Genomic DNA, 19,194 nt, shown 5'->3' with positions numbered 1-19,194 from the left:
CCCACACCCCATGCGCGAAAGCGCTCAAAAAACGTTCATTCCTATCTCGCTGAAAATCCTGACGTTGCGCAGCAATCACCTGTGCGCTTTATATTATTTGCAATTATTCATGTTCGATAATATTCGTTCTGATTAATTAACCGTGTGCGCGAATAATAAATGAAAATACAGGATATATTTTTACGTTTCTTTATATTCCGTAGTTTCACGGTCACGGGTTATTTAATTTAACGCCTGTAATGCAATTATGTAGCAATACTTAACTAACGCGAAATAACTGCGGGATATATCATCTTTCATTGATAATTTTTTGTTATTTTTGGTTTTATATTGCCTATTCCCGGATCGTTGTTTATACCTTTACATAGAAGCGCCCGCCTTATTCTGCGCCAGCGCACGTAATAAAATATCAATACTTTCATGGTGTTGTGTAACTCCATAACCGCACGGCATATACCTCCTGCGCGCCACGCTTTTGCGTGACGTCAATGCCCTGCGTCTGCGCCATATACGGAGCGGTGAGGTAAAAAATATGAATAATGTTTTAGCATGAGGATAAAATGATGGCCGTGCAAAATAACCTTTCCGATTCCGTGGATATCCTTAATAAGCAAACGGGTGATGTCGTTTCGCAATATCCTCAGAGCGCAGACCGCGTTGTTAACCTTGCCGACACCAGTATTGTCAGGGTAAATGCTTCTCCCGACGTGGTTAATTTTTATGAGCGTCAGGGCGGGGACTTAATTGTCCATATGAAAGACGGGACCACGGTCCGCTATCAAAATTTCTTCCGTCTTGACCTTGACGGCCAACACAGCGAACTCATTTTTGAAGACAGCCTGGGCACGCACCACGCTGTCTTTCCTTTTGCCAGCGAGGCCGCGCCGGCCACCGCTGAAGTTATCGTTCCCACCTTCACCGATACCTCTCTCGGGGCGCTGATTGGTGCGGAAGGCCTGGGCGCCAGCGGTATCTCCGGGCTGGGTGTGCTGGGCGCTATTGCCGCCGCAGCGGGCGTGGCCGGGATCGCTATCGCCGCCAGCAACAGCGGCGGTGGCGGTGGGGATGATAACAACAACGGCGGCGGTGATGGTGGGAACGGTAATCCCAATCCAAACCCGAATCCTAATCCGCCGGATTCCACACTGACCGTCGATCCGCTTACCGCCGATAACACCGTTAACGTAGCGGAAAGCCAGCAGCCGCTGACGCTGAGCGGCACCACCAATGCCGCCAATGCCGGGAGGCCCGTGTCGTTCGTGCTCGGCGGGCGCACCTGGACCACTACCGTTGGCGAGAACGGCGAGTGGAGCGTCACCATGCCGGTGGAGCTGCTGCAGTCGCTGCCGCAGGGGCTGAACTCCATCAAAATCATCATGGTGGACAGCGAAGGGCGCACCATCTCCAAAGATTACTCGTTCAACGTCGATACCGTGCCGCCGGCGCTGGAGATGGGCGAGTTCGTGCCGGGTAACGTACTGGACTCAACCCATCTGAATGCAGACCGCTTCGTGCGTGGCTCCTCCGACTCGGCGGACGCCGGAAGCCGCGTCGTCATCACCCTGAACGGCAAAACCTACACCACGGTAGTGGGCGAAGACGGCAACTGGCTGTCGCGTATCCCGGTCAGCGATCTGAAAGCGCTGGCCGACGGCGGGGAATACACCATCACCTATACCGTGACCGACAAGGCCGGGAACGTCACGAAAGGTGAAATCGACTTCACGGTTAACCTCAACCAGGGTGCCATTACCGTTAATCCGCTGACCGGCGACAACGCGCTGGACGGTGCTGAGCTGCAGCTCGACCAGATCCTTACCGGCCAGACGCAAAATATTGCGGCCGGACAAACCGTGACCATTACCCTCGGCGGCAAAACCTATTTCGCCATCGTGCAGGGCGACGGCAGCTGGAAAGCCACTATACCGTCGGGCGATCTGCTGGCCCTGCAGGACGGTAGCCAGACGCTGGTGGTCAGCGTGCCGGGCAACAACGGCAGTGTCATCACCAAAGAGACGCCGATTACGGTGGATCAGAGCGAAACCAGCATTGCCATCGCCATTATCTCTACCGATGACTATCTCAACGCCGCAGAAATCACCCAGCCGCTGGAGATCCGCGGCGTCTCTACCGTCTACGGGCCGGGCGTCACCATCGTGGTGCAGCTCAACGATAAAAGTTATACCGCGGTGGTGGACGGTTCAGGTAACTGGAGTGCGGTGATCCCGACGGCGGATCTGGCTCTGCTTAAAGACGGCCCGCGCGAAGTGACCGCTACGGTAACCCTCGGTAATCAGAGCGCGTCCGATGAACATATTCTGAACGTGGCGATTAACCAGCTGCCAAAGCCGGAGATCGATACCCCGTTCGTGGATGGCATTCTCAATGGCCTGGAAGTCGGGCAGGCGCAGACCCTGACCGGGAATACCGGCGTCAGCGGCGTCGGTCAGAAAGTCTCGGTCGTGCTGGGTGGAAAAACCTATACCGGTACGGTCAACAGCGACGGTAGCTGGTCGGTAACAGTGCCTGCCGCCGATCTGCAGCAGCTACCGCAGGGAACCGCGCCGATCGTGGTGAACGTGTCGGACGCGGCGGGCAACAACGCCTCGCTGCCGGTTAACGCCACGGTAGACACCCTGCCGCCGGAGCTGGCCGTGCTGCCGATTAGCGGCGACGGCAAGCTGAGCAGCGCCGATCTCAATACCCCGCAGGTGCTGAGCGGCGTTTCCGCCGTGAGCGAGGCCGGGCAAACCGTCACCGTCACGCTGAACGGCAAAACCTATACCACCCAGGTTGGCGGCGACGGCAACTGGCAGATCGCTATTCCGTCAGCGGATCTGAAACAGCTTCCGCCGGATGACAGCATCGCCACCGTGCGCCTGACCGATGCGGCGGGTAACGTGCGTGAAGTGCAGCAGACCATCAACGTGAAAACGGCGGAGCCGACCATCGACGTCGCCACCTTCACCGCCGACAACACCCTGGATGCAGCGGAGCTGAAAACCGATCAGGTGCTGAAAGGCACCACCACCAACGTTGAAGCGGGCAGCGTAGTCACCGTTACCGTTAACGGCTCCACCTTCAAAGGCGTGGTGGGCAGCGATGGAACCTGGTCTGTGACCCTCCCGACAGGCGTGCTCCAGCAGCTCGCTAACGGTGAAGCGACGATCGGCCTGAGCGTCACCGACGGCTATGGCCAGACCGGAACCGGTTCCCATACCGTGGTGGTGAATAACGATACCGCCGGGGTCGCGATCAGCATTATCAGCAGTGACGATTACCTGAGCCGTGCCGAGGCGGATTCCCCGCTCACCATCAACGGCACCAGCGCCGGGCTGACGACCGGCACCGTGGTTACGGTGGTGATCAACGGCGTAACCTACACCTCGCCGGTGGATGCCGACGGAAACTGGGCGGTTACGCTCACGCCTGCGCAACTGCAGGCGCTGCCGGACGGCCCGGTCGAGATTACCGCCAGCGCGCCAGCCAACGGCGGCACCATCACCGATGAGCACGTTCTCAACGTCGCCATCGATACCGTGCCGGAGCTGACGGTCGATCCGCTGTTTGGCGACAACACGCTGAACGGCACTGAAATTCTTGAAAATCAGGTACTGACCGGGAAAACCGGTATCACCGGGCCGGGCCAGACCGTGACGGTGACCCTCGGCGGCAACGACTACGTTGGCACTGTGGATAACAACGGTAACTGGAGCGTAACGCTTCCCTCCGGTGCGCTGGACGGCTATACCAATACCGATTCGCCGGTGCCGGTGACCATCGAAGTGGGCGACGCGGCGGGCAACACCGACTCCAGCGTAGTCGACGTGATTGTTGACGTTACGCCGCCAGTGGTCACGGTGAACCCGTTTGCCGGTAACGACTTCCTCAACCTTACCGAATCCAACAGCGCTCAGGTCATCTCAGGCATCGCCGACGGGGCGGAAGTGGGTAGCCTGGTCACGGTGGTGCTGAACGGCGTGACCTACACCGGCACCGTAACCGGGGCTGACGGGGCCTGGTCCATCTCCATTCCGTCCGCGGCGCTGAAAAATCTGCCGGACGGCGAGAACACCTTCAGCGTCACGGTAGAAGACGCGGCGGGCAACAGCGTAACTATGCCGCATACCGTTAACGTCAGCATCGATCCGCAGAAACAGCCGCTGCTGACCGTCGATCCGGTGGCGGGCAATAACGTTATCGATGCCGCAGAACGTGAAGGGGCAGTGAATATTACCGGTACCGCGCTGAACGTCGGGGCCGGGCAGACCGTGACCGTTACCCTCGGCGAGCAGAGCTGGACCGGGCTGGTGGGCGTGGACGGCAGATGGTCGGTGAGCATTCCGCAGACCGCCATTGGCGGCCTGACCACCGGGGCATACACCCTGGCGGTGCAGGTCAGCGATGCGGCGGGTAACAGCACCACCGCAGAGCGTCCGTTTACCGTGGATACCACCGTCAGCGCCATCTCGGTTGCGCCGCTAACCGGGGATGACTTCGTCGGCCTTGACGACCTGACCAACGGCCTGACCGTCAACGGCGGCAGCACCGGGCTGGCGGACGGCACCGTGGTGACCGTCACCCTTAACGGCAAGCAGTACGAAGGCCAGGTGACCAACGGCAGCTGGAGCGTCACCATTCCTGAAGCGGATGCCAACGCCATCGCTGACGGCACCGCAACGCTCACCGTCTCGGCACGCGATACTAACGGTGCCAGCGTCAGCAAATCCCACGATTTCACCATCATTACCGATGCCGTGCCGGCCGTGAGCCTCAACACGCCGTTTACCGATGGCGTGGTGAACAGCAGCGAAGCGCTGGCTGGCGGCACTCTCAGCGGCAGCACCGGCGTGAACGGCGCAGGCCAGACGGTGACGGTGCAGATTGGCAGCGAAACCCTGACGGCGACGGTGGATGCTAACGGCAACTGGTCGGTGAATGTGCCGTCCAGTGTGCTGGGCAACCTCGCCGACGGCAGCACCGTCCCGGTAGTGGTCACCGCCACAGACCGCGTCGGCAATGAGAATGTGCTGAACAGCAGCATCGAGATCGATAAAACGCCGCCGGCCATCACCGTCGGCAACATTGGCGGTACCGACAATATCGTCAACGCCGCCGAAGCCGCAGGTTCGCTGGCGCTGAACGGCACCGCCACCCCGTACGATCCGGATAACCCGCAGTACGTGGTGGTGCAGGTGAACGGCCAGACCTATAACGCGCTGGTGCAGCCGAACGGCACCTGGAGCGTCACGCTCCCGGCCGGGGCGCTGAACGGCATGCCGGACGGCCCGGCAAGCGTGACCATAACCGCCACCGATGCGGCGGGTAACACCTCCAGTGCAAAAGGCAGCTTCACGCTGGACGCTTCACCGGCCAATGCTCCGGTAGTCACGCTTAATCCTGTGTCTGACAATAACTTTGTCGGGGCGGATGAGATTATCGATCCGCTGACCATCAGCGGCACGGTACAGAATGTGGAAGTTGGCCGTCCGGTGACGGTGGTGCTGAACGGCATCACTTACAACACCACCGTACAGGCGGGCGGCGTCTGGAGCGTTACCGTACCGGTAGAAGCGCTGGAAGCGGTGCCGGACGGGGTGCGCGAAGTGGTGGTGACGGTGACCGATGCGGCGGGGAATACCGACGACGCCACCCAGAATGTCACCTTCATTACGCAACCGGCCAGTCTGCCGACCCTGACCATCAACAACGTGGCGGTGGATAACATCATCAACGCCCAGGAGAAAGGCGAGCCGCTGACGATTACCGGCGTCTCCACTAACCTGGCGGCGGGTACCCGCGTCAGCGTCTTCCTGAACGACAAGATTTATCAGGCGACCATCGGTACCGACGGCACCTGGAGCGTCACCGTCCCGCTGGCCGACGTGGCCGCCCTGAACCTGACCAACTACAACGTGGTGGCCAATGCCAGCGATGCGGCCGGTAACCAGGCGGGCGACGTTCAGCCGATCGTCATTGACCTCACCGGGCCGGTGGTTGACGTCGATACCAGCACCGGCTTCCTGCAGGATGGCAATATCAGCATTGCTGAGCTGGCAAGCGAGCAGGTGCTGAGCGGCACCACCGCGCCTGGCTCCACCGTGGTACTGGTGATCAACGGCAAAGAGATCCCGGCGCTGGTGAACGAGCAAGGGGAATGGAGCGTAACCATTCCGGCAGCCGAACTGCAGGCGCTGCCGCAGGGCGAATCCGACCTTACCGTGCGGGTGACCGATCCGCAGGGCAACACCACCAATGAACCGGTGCCGGTCAACGTCAGCGGTCCGACGCTGCCGACCATCACCTTTACCGAGTCTTATACCGCCGGCGGTATCAATGCCACCGAGTTCGCCAACGGCGGCACGATCACCGGTACCGCCAGCGGTCTGCCGGAGAACACCGTCATTACGCTGTATATAGGCGATACCGCGATTGGAACGGCGATCGTGGGCGCGGGCGGAGCATGGACGGCGACCATTGCGCCGGGGGCGCTGGACGGCCTGACCAGCGGGCAGTATGACGTGGTTGCTCAGGCGACAGACGCCTTTGGTAACCCGGCACGCGGCACGCTGGCGACCGAAATCGTGCTGGAGGAGCCTGCGGCGACCCTGCCGGGTACGCTGTTTGATGACGGGTATATTAACGAGGCCGATGCGGCTGCCGGGCAGACCCTCACCGGTAACACCGGCGTTACGGGTAGCGGCCAGACCGTGGTGGTGAATATTCCGGGCCAGGAACCTATCACCGGTACCGTAGATGCTGACGGTAACTGGACGGTGCTGGTGCCGCCGGAAGTGCTGCAGGATCTGCCGCAGGGCGAAAATACCGCTACCGTTACCGTGACCGACAGAGCCGGAAATGAAAACACCGGCGAAGGCACCTTCATCGTGCGCACCGAGCCGCTGGCTCCGGCGACCCTGACGCCACCGTTTGGTAACGGCTATCTCAATGATACCGAGGCCGGGGTCGACCAGACCATCCGCGGTACTACCGGACTCGACGCCGATGAGATCGACACGGTACAGGTCAGCATTAACAACGGTCCGCTGCAGGATGCGGTGATTAATCCGGACGGTAGCTGGAGTCTGGTGGTGCCTTCCGACGATCTGCAAGCGCTGCCGGACGGCACCATTCCGGTGCGCGTCGTGGTCACCGATGTGGCGGGGAATACCTCAACCGGCGGCGGGAACTTCGAGGCTATCGTTAACGATCTGCCGGCACCGACGGTTCAACCGCTGTTTGGCGATGGCGTGCTGAACAATAGCGAAGCCGATACCCCGCAGGTGATCCGCGGCTCCACCGGGGTGACCGGCGAAGGCCAGACCGTCACCGTGACGCTGGGTGGTGAAGACTATCCTGCCACCGTGAACCCGGCAACCGGGGAGTGGAGCCTTACCCTGCCGCCTGAGGCCTTCACCGGCTTGCCAGTGGGCACCCCCCAGACCGTTACCATTGTGGCGACCGATGCGGCGGGGAACACCATTCCGATCACGCCGGCACCGACATTTACGCCGCAAACCGACCTGCCGACGCCGACCGCGCCCGATCTGTTTGGCGGCGATAACGTGTTGAACCTTGCCGAAGCCGCCGGGCCGTTAACGCTTACCGGCTCCACCGGGGTGACCGGCCCGGATCAGGCGGTCACCATTACTATTGACGTCGACGGCGTCACCTATCCGGCCACCGTCACGCCGGACGGCACCTGGAGCGTCGATCTCCCGGCGGGATCGCTGCAGAACCTCGATCCTTCCGTTCCGCATGAGATCATTGTGCGGGCGGAAGATCAGTACGGTAACATCGTGGAAACACCGTTCCCGTTTGAAGTGGCCTTCACGCCACCGACGGTGGCCGTTACCACGCCGGTGTTTGGTGATGGTACGGTCAATGCTTCCGAGGCTGTAGCAGGCACCACGCTGAGCGGCACCTTTGTCTCTGACCGGCCGGAAGGCGCTACCGTCACCGTGACTATCGGTGGCAAAGAATTTGCTGCGGTTGTCGATGAGGCAAATGGCACCTGGAGCCTGGCCCTGAGCGAAGACGACTGGGATGGCGTGGGGCGCGGCGCACAGAGCATTGTGGTCACCATCGAAGACGGAGCAGACAACACCGGCAGCACCACTCAGCCTGTGAATGTCGCGGTGGATACCCCGACGCTGACGGTCACCGCGCCGCTGTTTACCGACGGCACGCTGGACTTCCTGGAAAGCCAGCAGCCGCAGGTGATTAGCGGCACCAGCACCAATCTCGCACCGGGTCAGGCGATCAGCCTTATCATTGGCGGGACCACCATTACCAATGCTGCAATCGTGCAGGCGGACGGCAGCTGGTCCTACACCGTAACGCCACAATTCATGGACGGGCTGACCAACGGCCCGCTTACGGTGCAGGCAACGGTTACCGACGCCGCGGGTAACACGGGCGAATCGGCCGAGATCCCGGTCACGGTGGATATTACGCCGCCGCCTGTCAGCGCTACCGTCTTCAGCGTGGCGGGCGATAACGTGATTAACGCCAGCGAGGCCAGTTCGGGCAACGTCACCATCACAGGTACGTCGACCGGGTATACCGCAGGCCAGGTGATCACCATCTCCATTAACGGCACCGACCTCACCGGTACCGCAACCATTGGTGAGAACGGCACCTGGTCGCTGACGGTGCCGGCGTCAGAATTCCCGACCGACGGCGTGTATGAAGTGATCGCCACCGGCGAGGATGGCATCGAAAGCCCGCCGGTCAGCGTTACGGTGGATACCGTGCCGCCAACGGTGACCATCGGCGCAATTTCCGGGGACGACATCATCAACAGCACGGAAGTGGATTCTCCGCTGGTGCTGAGCGGTACTGCCAGCGCGGCCGATGCCGGGCGTCTGGTCACCGTCACGCTGAACAATAAAACCTACACCGCCACGGTGACGCCTGCAGGCACCTGGACGGTCACCGTACCGCAGGCTGACGTGAATGCGCTGCCGCAGGGTGAAAACCCGGTGACCGCCAGACTGACGGATGCGGCAGGTAACCCGAGCAATCTCGCGACCCGTCCGGTCAACGTGGACAGCGACGCGCCGCTGCTGGAGGTGGATACCCTGAGCCTGCCGCCGGTACTCAACACCGTGGAAGCGGCAACCGGCCTGCTGGTGCAGGGGCGCGGCGAGCCGGGGGACACCGTCACGGTTCGCATCGGGCCGCTGGAGTGGACCTCCACCGTCGGTCAGGACGGCAACTGGAGCTACACCTTCCCGGAACTGGATCTCACTACGCTGACCGACGGGCCGCAGGTCATTGCCATCACCACTACCGATGCGGCGGGTAACACCGCCTCGAACAGCGTCGGTCTGAACGTGGCGCTGAACAAGGGGCTTGGCGTGCTGGTGGACGATCTGTTCGGCGGCGACGGCATCCTTAACGTCGCCGAATCGCTGGTGACCCAGACCCTGACCGGGCAGGTCAGCGGGGATTCACGCGGGGCGACGGTACGCGTCACCATCGCCGGGACCGATATTGAGATCCCGGTGGGCGTGGTTGGCCCGGACGGACGCTTCAGCATCGACCTGCCGCCGAGCCTGTGGGAAGGGCTGGTGACAGACACCGTGCAGCTCAACGTGGACGTTACCGACGCGAACGGCAACACCACCAATGAGATCATCGACGTTGGCCTGGCGCTGACGGATCTGCCGGTGGTCGGCGATATCCTGGTGGGCGTGGATAACGCCATTAACCTGGTCGAAAGCGGGCTGAACCAGACCGTGACCGGTACCCTCACGAATGCAGAAAACGTCGCCAGCGTCGTGGTCACCCTGGCCGGGCGCACCTTCAACGCCGTGGTTAACGAACTGGGGCAGTGGACGGCGGAGCTGCCGTCCACACTACTCGGCACGCTGCCGGACGGGCAGATTGCTCTCGGGGTGAGGGTGACCGATAACGCGGGCAACGTCACCACCGGCAGCACGAATCTCACCGTTGCCGCCAACGTTCAGCCCTCGATCGTGCTGAATCCGCTGTTCGGGGACAACATTCTGAGCATCCCGGAGCTGCTTAACGGGGTGATCAGCGGCACCGCCAGCGGGCTGAACGGCCGCACGCTGACAATTAAAATCGGCGATACCACCGCCTTTACCACCAACGTGGATAACACCGGTAAATGGTCAATTGCTCTGCCGGAGGCGGTACGCGCCGCGCTGGAAGGGCTGGGCAGCGGTAACGTCGGCGTAACCGTCACCGCAACGGATACCTACGGCAACACCGCTCAGGCGGGCGGCAACGTGTCGCTGGATCTGCTGCGCCCGGTGCTGAATGCCGTGACGGTGTTTGGTGATGGCCTGCTGAGCGCCGCCGATGCGCTGGTCACCCAGACCATTAGCGGCACCGTGGGTAACGCGCCGGTCGGCTCGACGGTGAACGTTACCGTCGGCGGCAAAACCTTTGCCGGGCTGGTGGCCGCCAACGGCACCTTCGCCATCAACGTTAACCCGGCGGACCTGGTCGGGCTGGCGGACGGCACCCTCGCCACCAGCGTGACCCTGCGTACGCCGGACGGCAACACCTCCACCACGACCGGCCCGTCAATTAAGGTCGGGCTGGCTAACCTGCCGACGGTTGCCATTAACTCGCTGTTTGGCGGCGATGGCTTCCTGAGCCAGGCGGAAGCGGGAGTGGCGCAGACTATCTCCGGGGTTTCCAGCCTGGCGAATGGCACGGTGACGCTGCGTATCGGCAGCGAAACCCTGACCGGCACCATCACCAACGGAACCTGGTCAATCAGCGTACCGCCAGCCACGCTGCAAGGCCTGACTGACGGCGGCGTTAACGTCAGCGTCAGCGTGCGGGATGAAGTCGGCAACGTCGGCACCGGCTCGCAGCTGGTGAATGCCATCATCAATGCGGTTCCGACGGTGACGCTCGCGACGCCGTTTGGCGATGGCAACCTGAGCCTCGCGGATCTGCTCAACCCACAACTGTTGAGCGGGACCACCAGCAACCTGGCGGCAGGCACGGCGCTCACTATCACGCTTGGCGGCCTGACCTTTAACACCACCGTGGCAGCCGACGGTACCTGGCGTCTGCCGCTGCCGACCGCCAGCCTGCAAGGGCTGCAGGACGGCACGCTGACCGTAGGCGTGACGGCGAAGGATGTGGCAGGCAACGTCGCCAGCGCCACCCAGAACCTGGCGGTGGCGATCCAGCAGGTTCCTTCGCTGGTGATTAACTCGCTGTTCGGGGATGGCGGCCTGAGCGCGGCGGATATTCTTAACGCCCAGGTGATCACCGGGACCAGTACCAATGCGGTGGGATCGCTGGTGAACATCAGCCTCGGCGGCAAAACCTACCAGACCACGGTAGGCGCGGACGGCGGCTGGTCGGTGTCGGTACCGAAAACCGATCTCGGTGCGCTGCTCGACGGCACCCTGACGGTAAACGCCAGCCTGACCAACCCGGCGGGGAACGCGGCGAGCACCAGTGGTCTGGTGAACGTGATCACCCACAGCCTGCCCACCATCTCGCTCGGTTCGCTGTTCGGTAACGATGGCTTCCTTAACGTGAGCGAGGCCGCGGGCACCCAGACGCTGTCCGGACGCATCTCCGGCGGTATCACCGACGGCGCAAAAGTGGTGGTTACCCTGGGCGGAACCGCCTACAACGCCACGGTGAACCCGGACGGCACCTGGTCGCTGCCGGTTGCCAGCAACATTCTGCAGGGGCTAACCAACGGCGCGCTGAAAGTCGGCGTGGCGGTCACGGATAAGGTGGGGAACACCAACAGCACCAGTGCCGACGTTACGGTGAAACTCACCACGCCGGAGCTGACCTTCAACCCGCTGGCAAGCCTCAACCTGCTGACGCTGCTGAGCAAAGGCCTGACCCTGAGCGGGGGTTCACGCAACCTGGCGCCGAACTCGATTGTGCACCTCTCGCTGCTCAACGGCACCGTGAGCACGACCGCGAAGACCGACGCCAACGGTAACTGGAGCGCCAACATCGGGCTGGGGCTGAACATTCTGGAGCTGCTGTCGCTCTCCAGCGTGCTCAATATCTACGCTACCGATGCGGCGGGAAACACCGGTTACCTCAACGTCGGGCTGGGTGGGCAGATCATCTCCACCACGCCGCCGGCGGGCCTGATGGCAGCCACCGCCTCGGCGGATGAGATCGCCTTCTCGTTGCAGGCGGATGAGCAGCACACCGTGACCACAGCCACCAGCGAAGAACGCGCCGATCACACCCTTGCGGCAACGGCTACGGCTGCCACCGTCGCAGAAAGCGATTCTGCCGCCGCGCAAACCGCAGATGATGCCTACACTATTGGAGGGGTAAGCATCACCCTGGCCGATGGGCAGCAGCAAAGCGGTGATAGCGTCGAGGGCAGTACCGGCAGCGACACCATCCACCTTTCCGGCCTGGATTTCTCGCAGATCGACGGCGGCGCAGGGGTGGATACCCTGGTGCTGGACGGCGTCAACCTGACGCTGGACCTCATCGGACTCGGCAGCAAAATTCAGCATATTGAGATTGTTGACCTCGGGAAATCCGGGACCAACAGCATCACGCTGGACGCTAACGGCGCACTGTCAATCACCGACCGGCCTGAAGATGACCTGATCATCAAAGGCAGCGACGGCGATCGGGTAAATCTGGTGCACGGCAACGGGGATATCTGGGCGGTAAGCGGCCAGCGCGAAGTGGACGGCGTGCAGTTCGACGTCTGGCACAACAGCGGGCAGGGCAACACGCTGGGTGACGTACTTATCCAGCACGGCCTGCACGTCAATATGGTGTAACGCATGGCGGCCTCAGGGAGGAGGCCTTGCTGCTGATGCTATTGATAATATTAACAATATCACCACGTCGCCCGGTTGCGGGCAGGGGTAAGGTGGAACAATGAGAAAAGTAAAACCCGGTCGGGTGGCGTTGGTAGTACTGGCGCTGCTCGGGATGACGGGTGGGCTCAGCCCGTATGCGTCTGGCGAGGAGAATTTCAACTGGCAGGCGCCCCCCGGTGAGCAGCTCCAGGCCAGACTCACCATAAAAGAGGCGATCCTGCGTGCTTTCGCCCGCAATCCTAAAATCGCGCAGGCCTCAGCGCAAATCCAGGTCGGGCATGCCAATCTTGATGAAGCCCAGAGCGCCTGGTTCCCGCAAATCTCCCTCCAGGGTAACGCCGGTCGCAACCACCGCACCGACTCCGCCGGCTCGCTCAACAGTAACGCCGCAGGCGGTATCAATCTCAAACAGCTTATCTACGACTTCGGTAAAACCGGCGGCAGCATCGACGAGCAGGAAAATCTCTCCGATGCCTACCGCTACCAGCTCTACAGCACCCTGAACGAGGTCGGCATGGAAACCCTGCAAGCCTATTTGCAGGTGAAGCGCTATCAGGCGCTGACCGAAGCAGCAAAGCGCAACATCGACTCACTGAAAGCGGTGCAGGAGATGGCTAACCTGCGCGCCGATGCCGGGCTGAGTTCCCAGTCTGACGTGCTGCAGGCGCAAACCCGCATTGCCGGCATGAACGCCAGCTACGAGCAGTACCGCGCCCAGATGCGCTCCGCCCAGGCGGCGCTCAGCGTGCTCACCGGCGTGATGGCCCAGTCGCTGCCCGATCTGCCGGAAGATCTGCTGCGTCAGGAGATCTCCCTGAAAACTCTGCCCTACGAGCGCAACAGCGCGGTACGCAGCGCCCAGGCGAAGCAGCTGGCGGCGGAAGACCGCATTCGTCAGGCCCAGGCCCAGCATCTGCCAACGCTCTCGGTGCAGGCGGGGCGCACCCGCTACCAGAACGACGGCGGCAACTACTGGGATGACCAGGTGCAGCTGGTGGTGGATGCCCCGCTGTATCAGGGCGGGGCGGTTAACGCCCGGGTCGATGCGGCGGAAGGGGATCGCGCCAGCGCCCGTGCCGACGTGGAAGCCAGTAAGCTGGATATCAACCAGCGGGCCGCCACCGCCTGGGCCGATCTCACCGGTGCGCAGGCCCGTCAGCGGGCCGGCGAGCTGCAGTTTAACAGCGCCGAAAGCGCACGCGGCGTCTACCGGGATGAGTATCGCCTCAGCAAACGCAGCCTGAACGATCTGCTGAGTATCGAACAGGATGTGTTCCAGGCCGACAGCTCGGCGATCACCGCCCGCTATGACGCCTGGGATGCCGCGGTGCGCTACGCCGCCGCCGCCGATAACCTGCTCGACATGTTGGGTATTGAACGTACCCGCGTTACGGGTGATGACCTGCCCGCGCTGTAAGCGTGACACCGGGAAAAGGAGTACGTGATGTCAGAACGTCCGGATACTGAAAGCTGGATAAGCGCGATGGTCCGCGCGGCGGGGCGCTTCGGCCTGCCCGCCGACGCCCCTGCAGTTCGCCAGCAAATGCGCTGGTTTGAAAATTTACCGCTCTCCCAGCGCCTGGAGCGCATGAGCGGCCTGATGGGTTTACAGATGCGCATCGTGCAGAAAGAGCGCGTGCGCTGGAGCGCCCAGTCCCTGCCAGTGATCGTGGAGCTGGAGAGCGGCGGGCTGATGCTGCTTGAAGCGCTCGACGCCGACGGGCTGGCCAGTTACTGGCTCAGCGAAGGCGGCGATCTGGTGCGTGAAGAGGCGCTGGAAACTTTGCTGGAGCGTGCTAAAGGCGATGTGGTGATGCTCGGCATCGCCGCGCGCGGACGCGATGCGCGCATTGATGACTTCACTAAACCCTGGGAGCCGCACTGGTTCTGGCGGCACTTTCGTCATACCGGCCGCAAGCTGTTTGAGATCTCACTGGCGTCGATCATCGGCAACGTGCTGGCGCTTGGCGGCATTCTGTTCTCGATGCAGGTCTACGATCGGGTGATCCCCGCCCAGTCGTTTCCCACGTTATGGGTGCTGTTCTTTGGCGTGATCCTCGCTGCGTTGCTGGAATTCTTCATCCGCCTGGCGCGTACCCACGTTTCGGACATCATGGGGAAACACATCGATCTCAACGTCTCCTCGCTGTTCTTTGCCCGGGCAATGGCGATCAAAAACGATGCCCGCCCTAAATCCACCGGATCTTTTATGGCGCAGCTGCGTGAGATCGATCAGGTGCGCGAGCTGTTGACTTCCACCACCGTCGGTGCGGCGATGGACATTCCCTTTGTGCTGCTGTTCCTCGGCATCATGGCGCTGGTAGGCGGCCAACTGGTGGCGATCCCGCTGATCGCCATTCCGCTGATCGTCATTCCCGGCATTCTGGTGCAGTGGCCGATGGCAAAGCTGGCGAAAGAGGGGATGCGCGAGAGCGCGATCCGCAACGCGGTACTGGTGGAGTCGATTGAAGGTATCGAAGACATCAAATCCCTGCAGGCGGAGCCGTACTTTCAGCGCCAGTGGGAGCACACCCACAGCGTCGGGGCCAGTATCGGCATGAAGCAGCGCGTCTGGGGTGCACGCCTGAGCGGCTGGGCTTCCACCGTACAGCAGATGACTTACGCCAGCATGCTGGTGTTCGGCTGCTATCTGGTGATGGACGGGCAGATCACCACCGGGACGCTGGTGGCCTGTAGCCTGCTCTCGTCGCGCACCATTGCGCCGCTGATGCAGCTCACGATGGTCTTTTCGCGCTGGCAGCATGCCAAAACCGCGATGAGCGGCCTCAACGAGCTGCTGAAGAAGCCGCTGGATAACGACAACCAGAAGAAAATGGCGCACTGCCCGGTGCTGGCGGGGCACTTCCAGTTCCAGCAGGTGCAGTACAGCTATGACGAAGAGAAGGGCGATCAGGCGATTCAGATCCCGTCGCTGGAGATCAAGCCCGGTGAACGCGTGGCGATCCTCGGTAAGGTCGGGGCCGGTAAATCGACGCTGCTGCGTCTGCTGGCCGGGCAGTCCATCGCCACCAAAGGGAAGGTGATTATCGACGGCGTCGATCTGGCGCATATCGATCCGCGCGACGTGCGCCGCCAGGTGGGCTTTCTTTCCCAGGATTCACGCCTGTTCTTCGGCACCCTGCGCCAGAACCTGATGCTCGGCCACCCGAACGCCACCGAAGCCGAACTGCTGCAGGCGCTGCGCATCAGCGGCGCGCTCAGCATGGTGCAGCAGGATGCAGCGAGCCTCGACCGCCTGATCAACGAAGGCGGGCGCGGACTGTCCGGCGGTCAGCGCCAGATGGTGCTGCTCAGCCGCCTGATCGTACGCAATCCGCAGATCGTGCTGCTGGATGAACCTACCGCCTCAATGGATGAGCAGCTCGAAGCGCAGGTGATCCGCCAGCTCCAGCAGTGGCTCACCGGGCGCACGCTGGTGCTGGTGACGCACCGCCCGGCGCTGCTCAACCTGGTGGATCGCATCATCGTGATGGAGAACGGGAAAGTGATCGCCGATGGCCCGCGCGATCAGCTGCTTAAGCAGGCCCAACGTAACAGCAACGTGGCCTCGGTGGCCTGAAGGAGCGCGCGATGAGTCAACTGACAATGCAGGAAGATCTGGCGCGCCAGGGGCGGTTTTACTCGTCGGTGATCTGGCTGACGCTGGCCGGGCTGGTGGTGTTTTTCGTCTGGGCGTGGTTCGCGACCCTCGACGAAGTGACGGTCGGTACCGGGAAAATCACCCCCTCCACCCATGCGCAGGTTATCGAGAGCCTCGACGGCGGCATCGTCAATGCGCTGCTGGTGAACGAAGGGGATATTGTCGAGCGCGGGCAGCTGCTGGCCCGGCTGGATCCGACGCGCTTTGCGTCTAACTTTGGTGAAGCGGCGGCCCGGGTGCGGGCGCTGCGTGCTTCCAGCGAGCGTTTGCGCTCCGAGCTGACCGGCGAGCCATTGCGCTTCAGCCCGGAGTCGATGCGCGAGCCGGATCTGGTGGCGCGCGAGCGTCAGCTGTATGAGTCGCGCCGTCGTACCCTGAATGAAACCGTGGCTAACCTGCAAAAAACCTGGCAGCTGGTGATGTCGGAGCTGCGCATGACCCAGCCGCTGGTGGCGAAAGGCGCGGCCAGCGAGGTGGAGGTGATACGCCTGCAGCGCCAGGCGGCGGAGCTGAAAGGGAAGATTGACGAGGCGCGCAACCAGTTTGCGGTCCGCGCTCGCGAGGAGCAGGTGAAAAACAACGCCGATCTTGATGCCCAGCTGCAGGTGATGGCGGGGAAAGAGGATCAGGTGACCCGCGCGTCGCTCTATTCGCCGGTGCGCGGCATCGTTAAGGACGTGCAGGTGACGACGGTAGGCGGCGTGGTACAGCCCGGCGGCAAGCTGATGGAGATTGTGCCGCTGGAGGATCAGCTGCTGGTGGAAACGCGCATCAACCCGCGCGACATCGCCTATATCCGTCCGGGGTTGCCGGCGACGGTAAAGGTCACGGCCTATGACTCGTCCATCTACGGCAATCTCGACGGCACGGTAGAGGTGGTGTCGCCGGATACCCTGCAGGATGAGGTTAAGCGCGATCAGTTCTATTACCGGGTTTACGTGCGCACCCAAAAAGCGGAGCTACAGAACCGCGCCGGGAAAGTGTTCCCAATCCTGCCGGGGATGGTAGCGAACGTGGAGATCAAAACCGGGCAGAAAACGGTGCTCGATTATCTGATTAAGCCGCTGAATAAGGTGAAAGAAGCGCTGCGCGAGCGTTAACGCGGGGTAGGGTAGTGGTGGGTGCGCTGGCGCTTACCCACCCTGGGGGCGGTGCGACGCTGCGATAGGGCTGTGGTGGGTGCGCTGGCGCTTACCCACCCTACAGGCTCTTCGCGCAGTGTGGAGCAGCGGTGGGGTTCACCCACCCTGCGCAGAAGCGAAAGCCGGGTATCAGCGCCCGGCGTTTTTCATGATGCGGGCTTTGTCGAGCTGCCACTCGCGCTCTTTCAGGTCGGAACGCTTGTCGTGCTGTTTCTTACCTTTCGCCACGCCGATTTTTACTTTGCACCAGGCGTTCTTCCAGTACAGCGACAGCGCTACCACGGTATAACCGTCACGCTTCACCAGCCCGTAGAGGTTGTCCAGCTCGCGCTGATTGAGCAGCAGTTTACGGGTGCGGGTCGGATCGCAGACCACGTGGGTGGAAGCCACGTTAAGCGGAATGAAATGAGAGCCGAACAGGTACGCTTCGCCTTCAATGAGCGTGACATAGCTGTCGCTGATGTTCGCTTTACCGGCGCGCAGGGATTTTACTTCCCAGCCCTGCAGAGCCAGACCCGCTTCAAATTCTTCTTCGATGAAATATTCGTGGCGGGCGCGCTTGTTAAGCGCGATGGTGGCTGAGCCTGGTTTGTTTGATTTTTTCTTCGTCATAATGGCGCTCAGTATACGTAATCCAGTAGTTCAAAGACACCCCATCCGGTGGGACGGAAACGGATATCTTAGCATGAGTTCCGGCGTAGCGTTTTTCTTTAGTCGATGATAAATGTTATTATTTATGGGTCCTATGAATCGCAGGAAATGCTATGCCGCAGATTAGTCGTACTGCCCTGGTGCCATACAGCGCCGAGCAGATGTATCAGTTAGTGAACGACGTGAAATCCTACCCGGAGTTTATCCCCGGCTGCGTAGGAAGCCGCGTGCTGGAATCAAGCCCCAACCAGATGACCGCTGCGGTGGAAGTCTCGAAGGCCGGGATCAGCAAAACGTTCACAACCCGGAATACGCTAACCAGCAATCAAAGCATTCTGATGCATCTGGTTGATGGCCCCTTTAAAAAGCTCATGGGTGGCTGGAAATTTACCCCGCTCAGCCCGGATGCGTGTCGCATCGAATTCTCACTCGACTTTGAGTTCACCAACAAACTCATCGAACTGGCGTTTGGCCGCATCTTTAAAGAGCTGGCGTCTAACATGGTGAGTGCGTTCACCAACCGTGCCAAAGAGGTCTACAGTGCCGGGTGAGATCGCCGTTGAGGTCGTTTACGCGCTGCCTGAAAAGCAGTACCTGCGTAAAGTGACGCTGAGCGAAGGTGCGACGCTTGAAGATGCCATCGTGGCGTCGGGCCTGCTGGAGCTGCGTCCTGATATCGATCTTAAAAAGAATAAGGTCGGCATCTACAGCCGCGCGGCAAAGCTGCGTGATACGGTGCAGGATGGCGATCGGGTGGAGATTTATCGCCCGCTGATTGCCGATCCAAAAGAGCTGCGTCGCCAGCGTGCGGAGCGCTCGGCGAAGAAGTAACGCCGTCTCGCCGCTGTTCTGTCAGCCGATAAAAAAAGGTGCCTCAGGCACCTTTTTTGTTTTGAACATCGATGTTTTGTCACGTCTTTGTTTT

General features: G+C 61.5%; 7 protein-coding genes. 6 read left to right on the top strand and 1 reads right to left on the bottom strand.

Going from position 1 to position 19,194, the window contains the following annotated elements; genetic code table 11:
* Positions 1–563: 563 nt before the first annotated feature.
* The 4 genes from KFZ77_RS14825 (at position 564) to KFZ77_RS14810 (ending at position 17,576) form a co-directional block, all read left to right on the top strand.
* The gene (locus tag KFZ77_RS14825; RefSeq protein WP_264384613.1) at positions 564–12,773 is read left to right on the top strand and encodes an Ig-like domain-containing protein; all 12,210 of its coding nucleotides are present in this window, start codon (positions 564–566) and stop codon (positions 12,771–12,773) included.
* A 154-nt stretch (positions 12,774–12,927) separates the two neighbouring features.
* Positions 12,928–14,232 carry a TolC family outer membrane protein gene (locus KFZ77_RS14820; protein WP_051640547.1) on the top strand — a complete coding sequence of 435 codons (1,305 nt, stop codon included), beginning with the start codon at positions 12,928–12,930 and terminating at the stop codon, positions 14,230–14,232.
* Positions 14,233–14,259: 27 nt separating this feature from the next.
* Positions 14,260–16,395 carry a type I secretion system permease/ATPase gene (locus KFZ77_RS14815; RefSeq protein ID WP_031523121.1) on the top strand — a complete coding sequence of 712 codons (2,136 nt, stop codon included), beginning with the start codon at positions 14,260–14,262 and terminating at the stop codon, positions 16,393–16,395.
* Positions 16,396–16,406: 11 nt separating this feature from the next.
* On the top strand, positions 16,407–17,576 hold the full coding sequence (locus KFZ77_RS14810) for an HlyD family efflux transporter periplasmic adaptor subunit (protein WP_031523122.1): 1,170 nt from the start codon (positions 16,407–16,409) through the stop codon (positions 17,574–17,576).
* 171 nt (positions 17,577–17,747) lie between these two features.
* Here the strand turns inward: KFZ77_RS14810 and smpB are convergent, their stop codons facing one another.
* Positions 17,748–18,230: an SsrA-binding protein SmpB gene (gene smpB / locus KFZ77_RS14805; RefSeq protein WP_031523124.1), complete on the bottom strand. Its 483-nt coding sequence runs from the start codon at positions 18,228–18,230 to the stop codon at positions 17,748–17,750.
* 152 nt (positions 18,231–18,382) lie between these two features.
* On the opposite strand from smpB, the gene KFZ77_RS14800 reads away from it, so the two are divergent.
* On the top strand, positions 18,383–18,820 hold the full coding sequence (locus KFZ77_RS14800; protein WP_031523126.1) for a type II toxin-antitoxin system RatA family toxin: 438 nt from the start codon (positions 18,383–18,385) through the stop codon (positions 18,818–18,820).
* On the top strand, positions 18,810–19,100 hold the full coding sequence (locus KFZ77_RS14795; protein WP_031523128.1) for an RnfH family protein: 291 nt from the start codon (positions 18,810–18,812) through the stop codon (positions 19,098–19,100). The genes KFZ77_RS14800 and KFZ77_RS14795 overlap by 11 nt, the downstream gene beginning before the upstream one ends.
* Positions 19,101–19,194: the final 94 nt, after the last annotated feature.

The sequence above is a fragment of the Siccibacter colletis genome (genome assembly GCF_025914095.1).
In the GTDB taxonomy this organism is placed as follows: domain Bacteria; phylum Pseudomonadota; class Gammaproteobacteria; order Enterobacterales; family Enterobacteriaceae; genus Siccibacter; species Siccibacter colletis.
This window is presented reverse-complemented; position numbering and strand designations above follow the sequence as displayed.

Coding starts and splice junctions, on each gene's coding strand:
- KFZ77_RS14825 (WP_264384613.1), top strand. CDS start 564: ATGGCCGTGCAAAATAACCTTTCCGATTCCGTGGATATCCTTAATAAG.
- KFZ77_RS14820 (WP_051640547.1), top strand. CDS start 12,928: ATGACGGGTGGGCTCAGCCCGTATGCGTCTGGCGAGGAGAATTTCAAC.
- KFZ77_RS14815 (WP_031523121.1), top strand. CDS start 14,260: ATGTCAGAACGTCCGGATACTGAAAGCTGGATAAGCGCGATGGTCCGC.
- KFZ77_RS14810 (WP_031523122.1), top strand. CDS start 16,407: ATGAGTCAACTGACAATGCAGGAAGATCTGGCGCGCCAGGGGCGGTTT.
- smpB (WP_031523124.1), bottom strand. CDS start 18,230: ATGACGAAGAAAAAATCAAACAAACCAGGCTCAGCCACCATCGCGCTT.
- KFZ77_RS14800 (WP_031523126.1), top strand. CDS start 18,383: ATGCCGCAGATTAGTCGTACTGCCCTGGTGCCATACAGCGCCGAGCAG.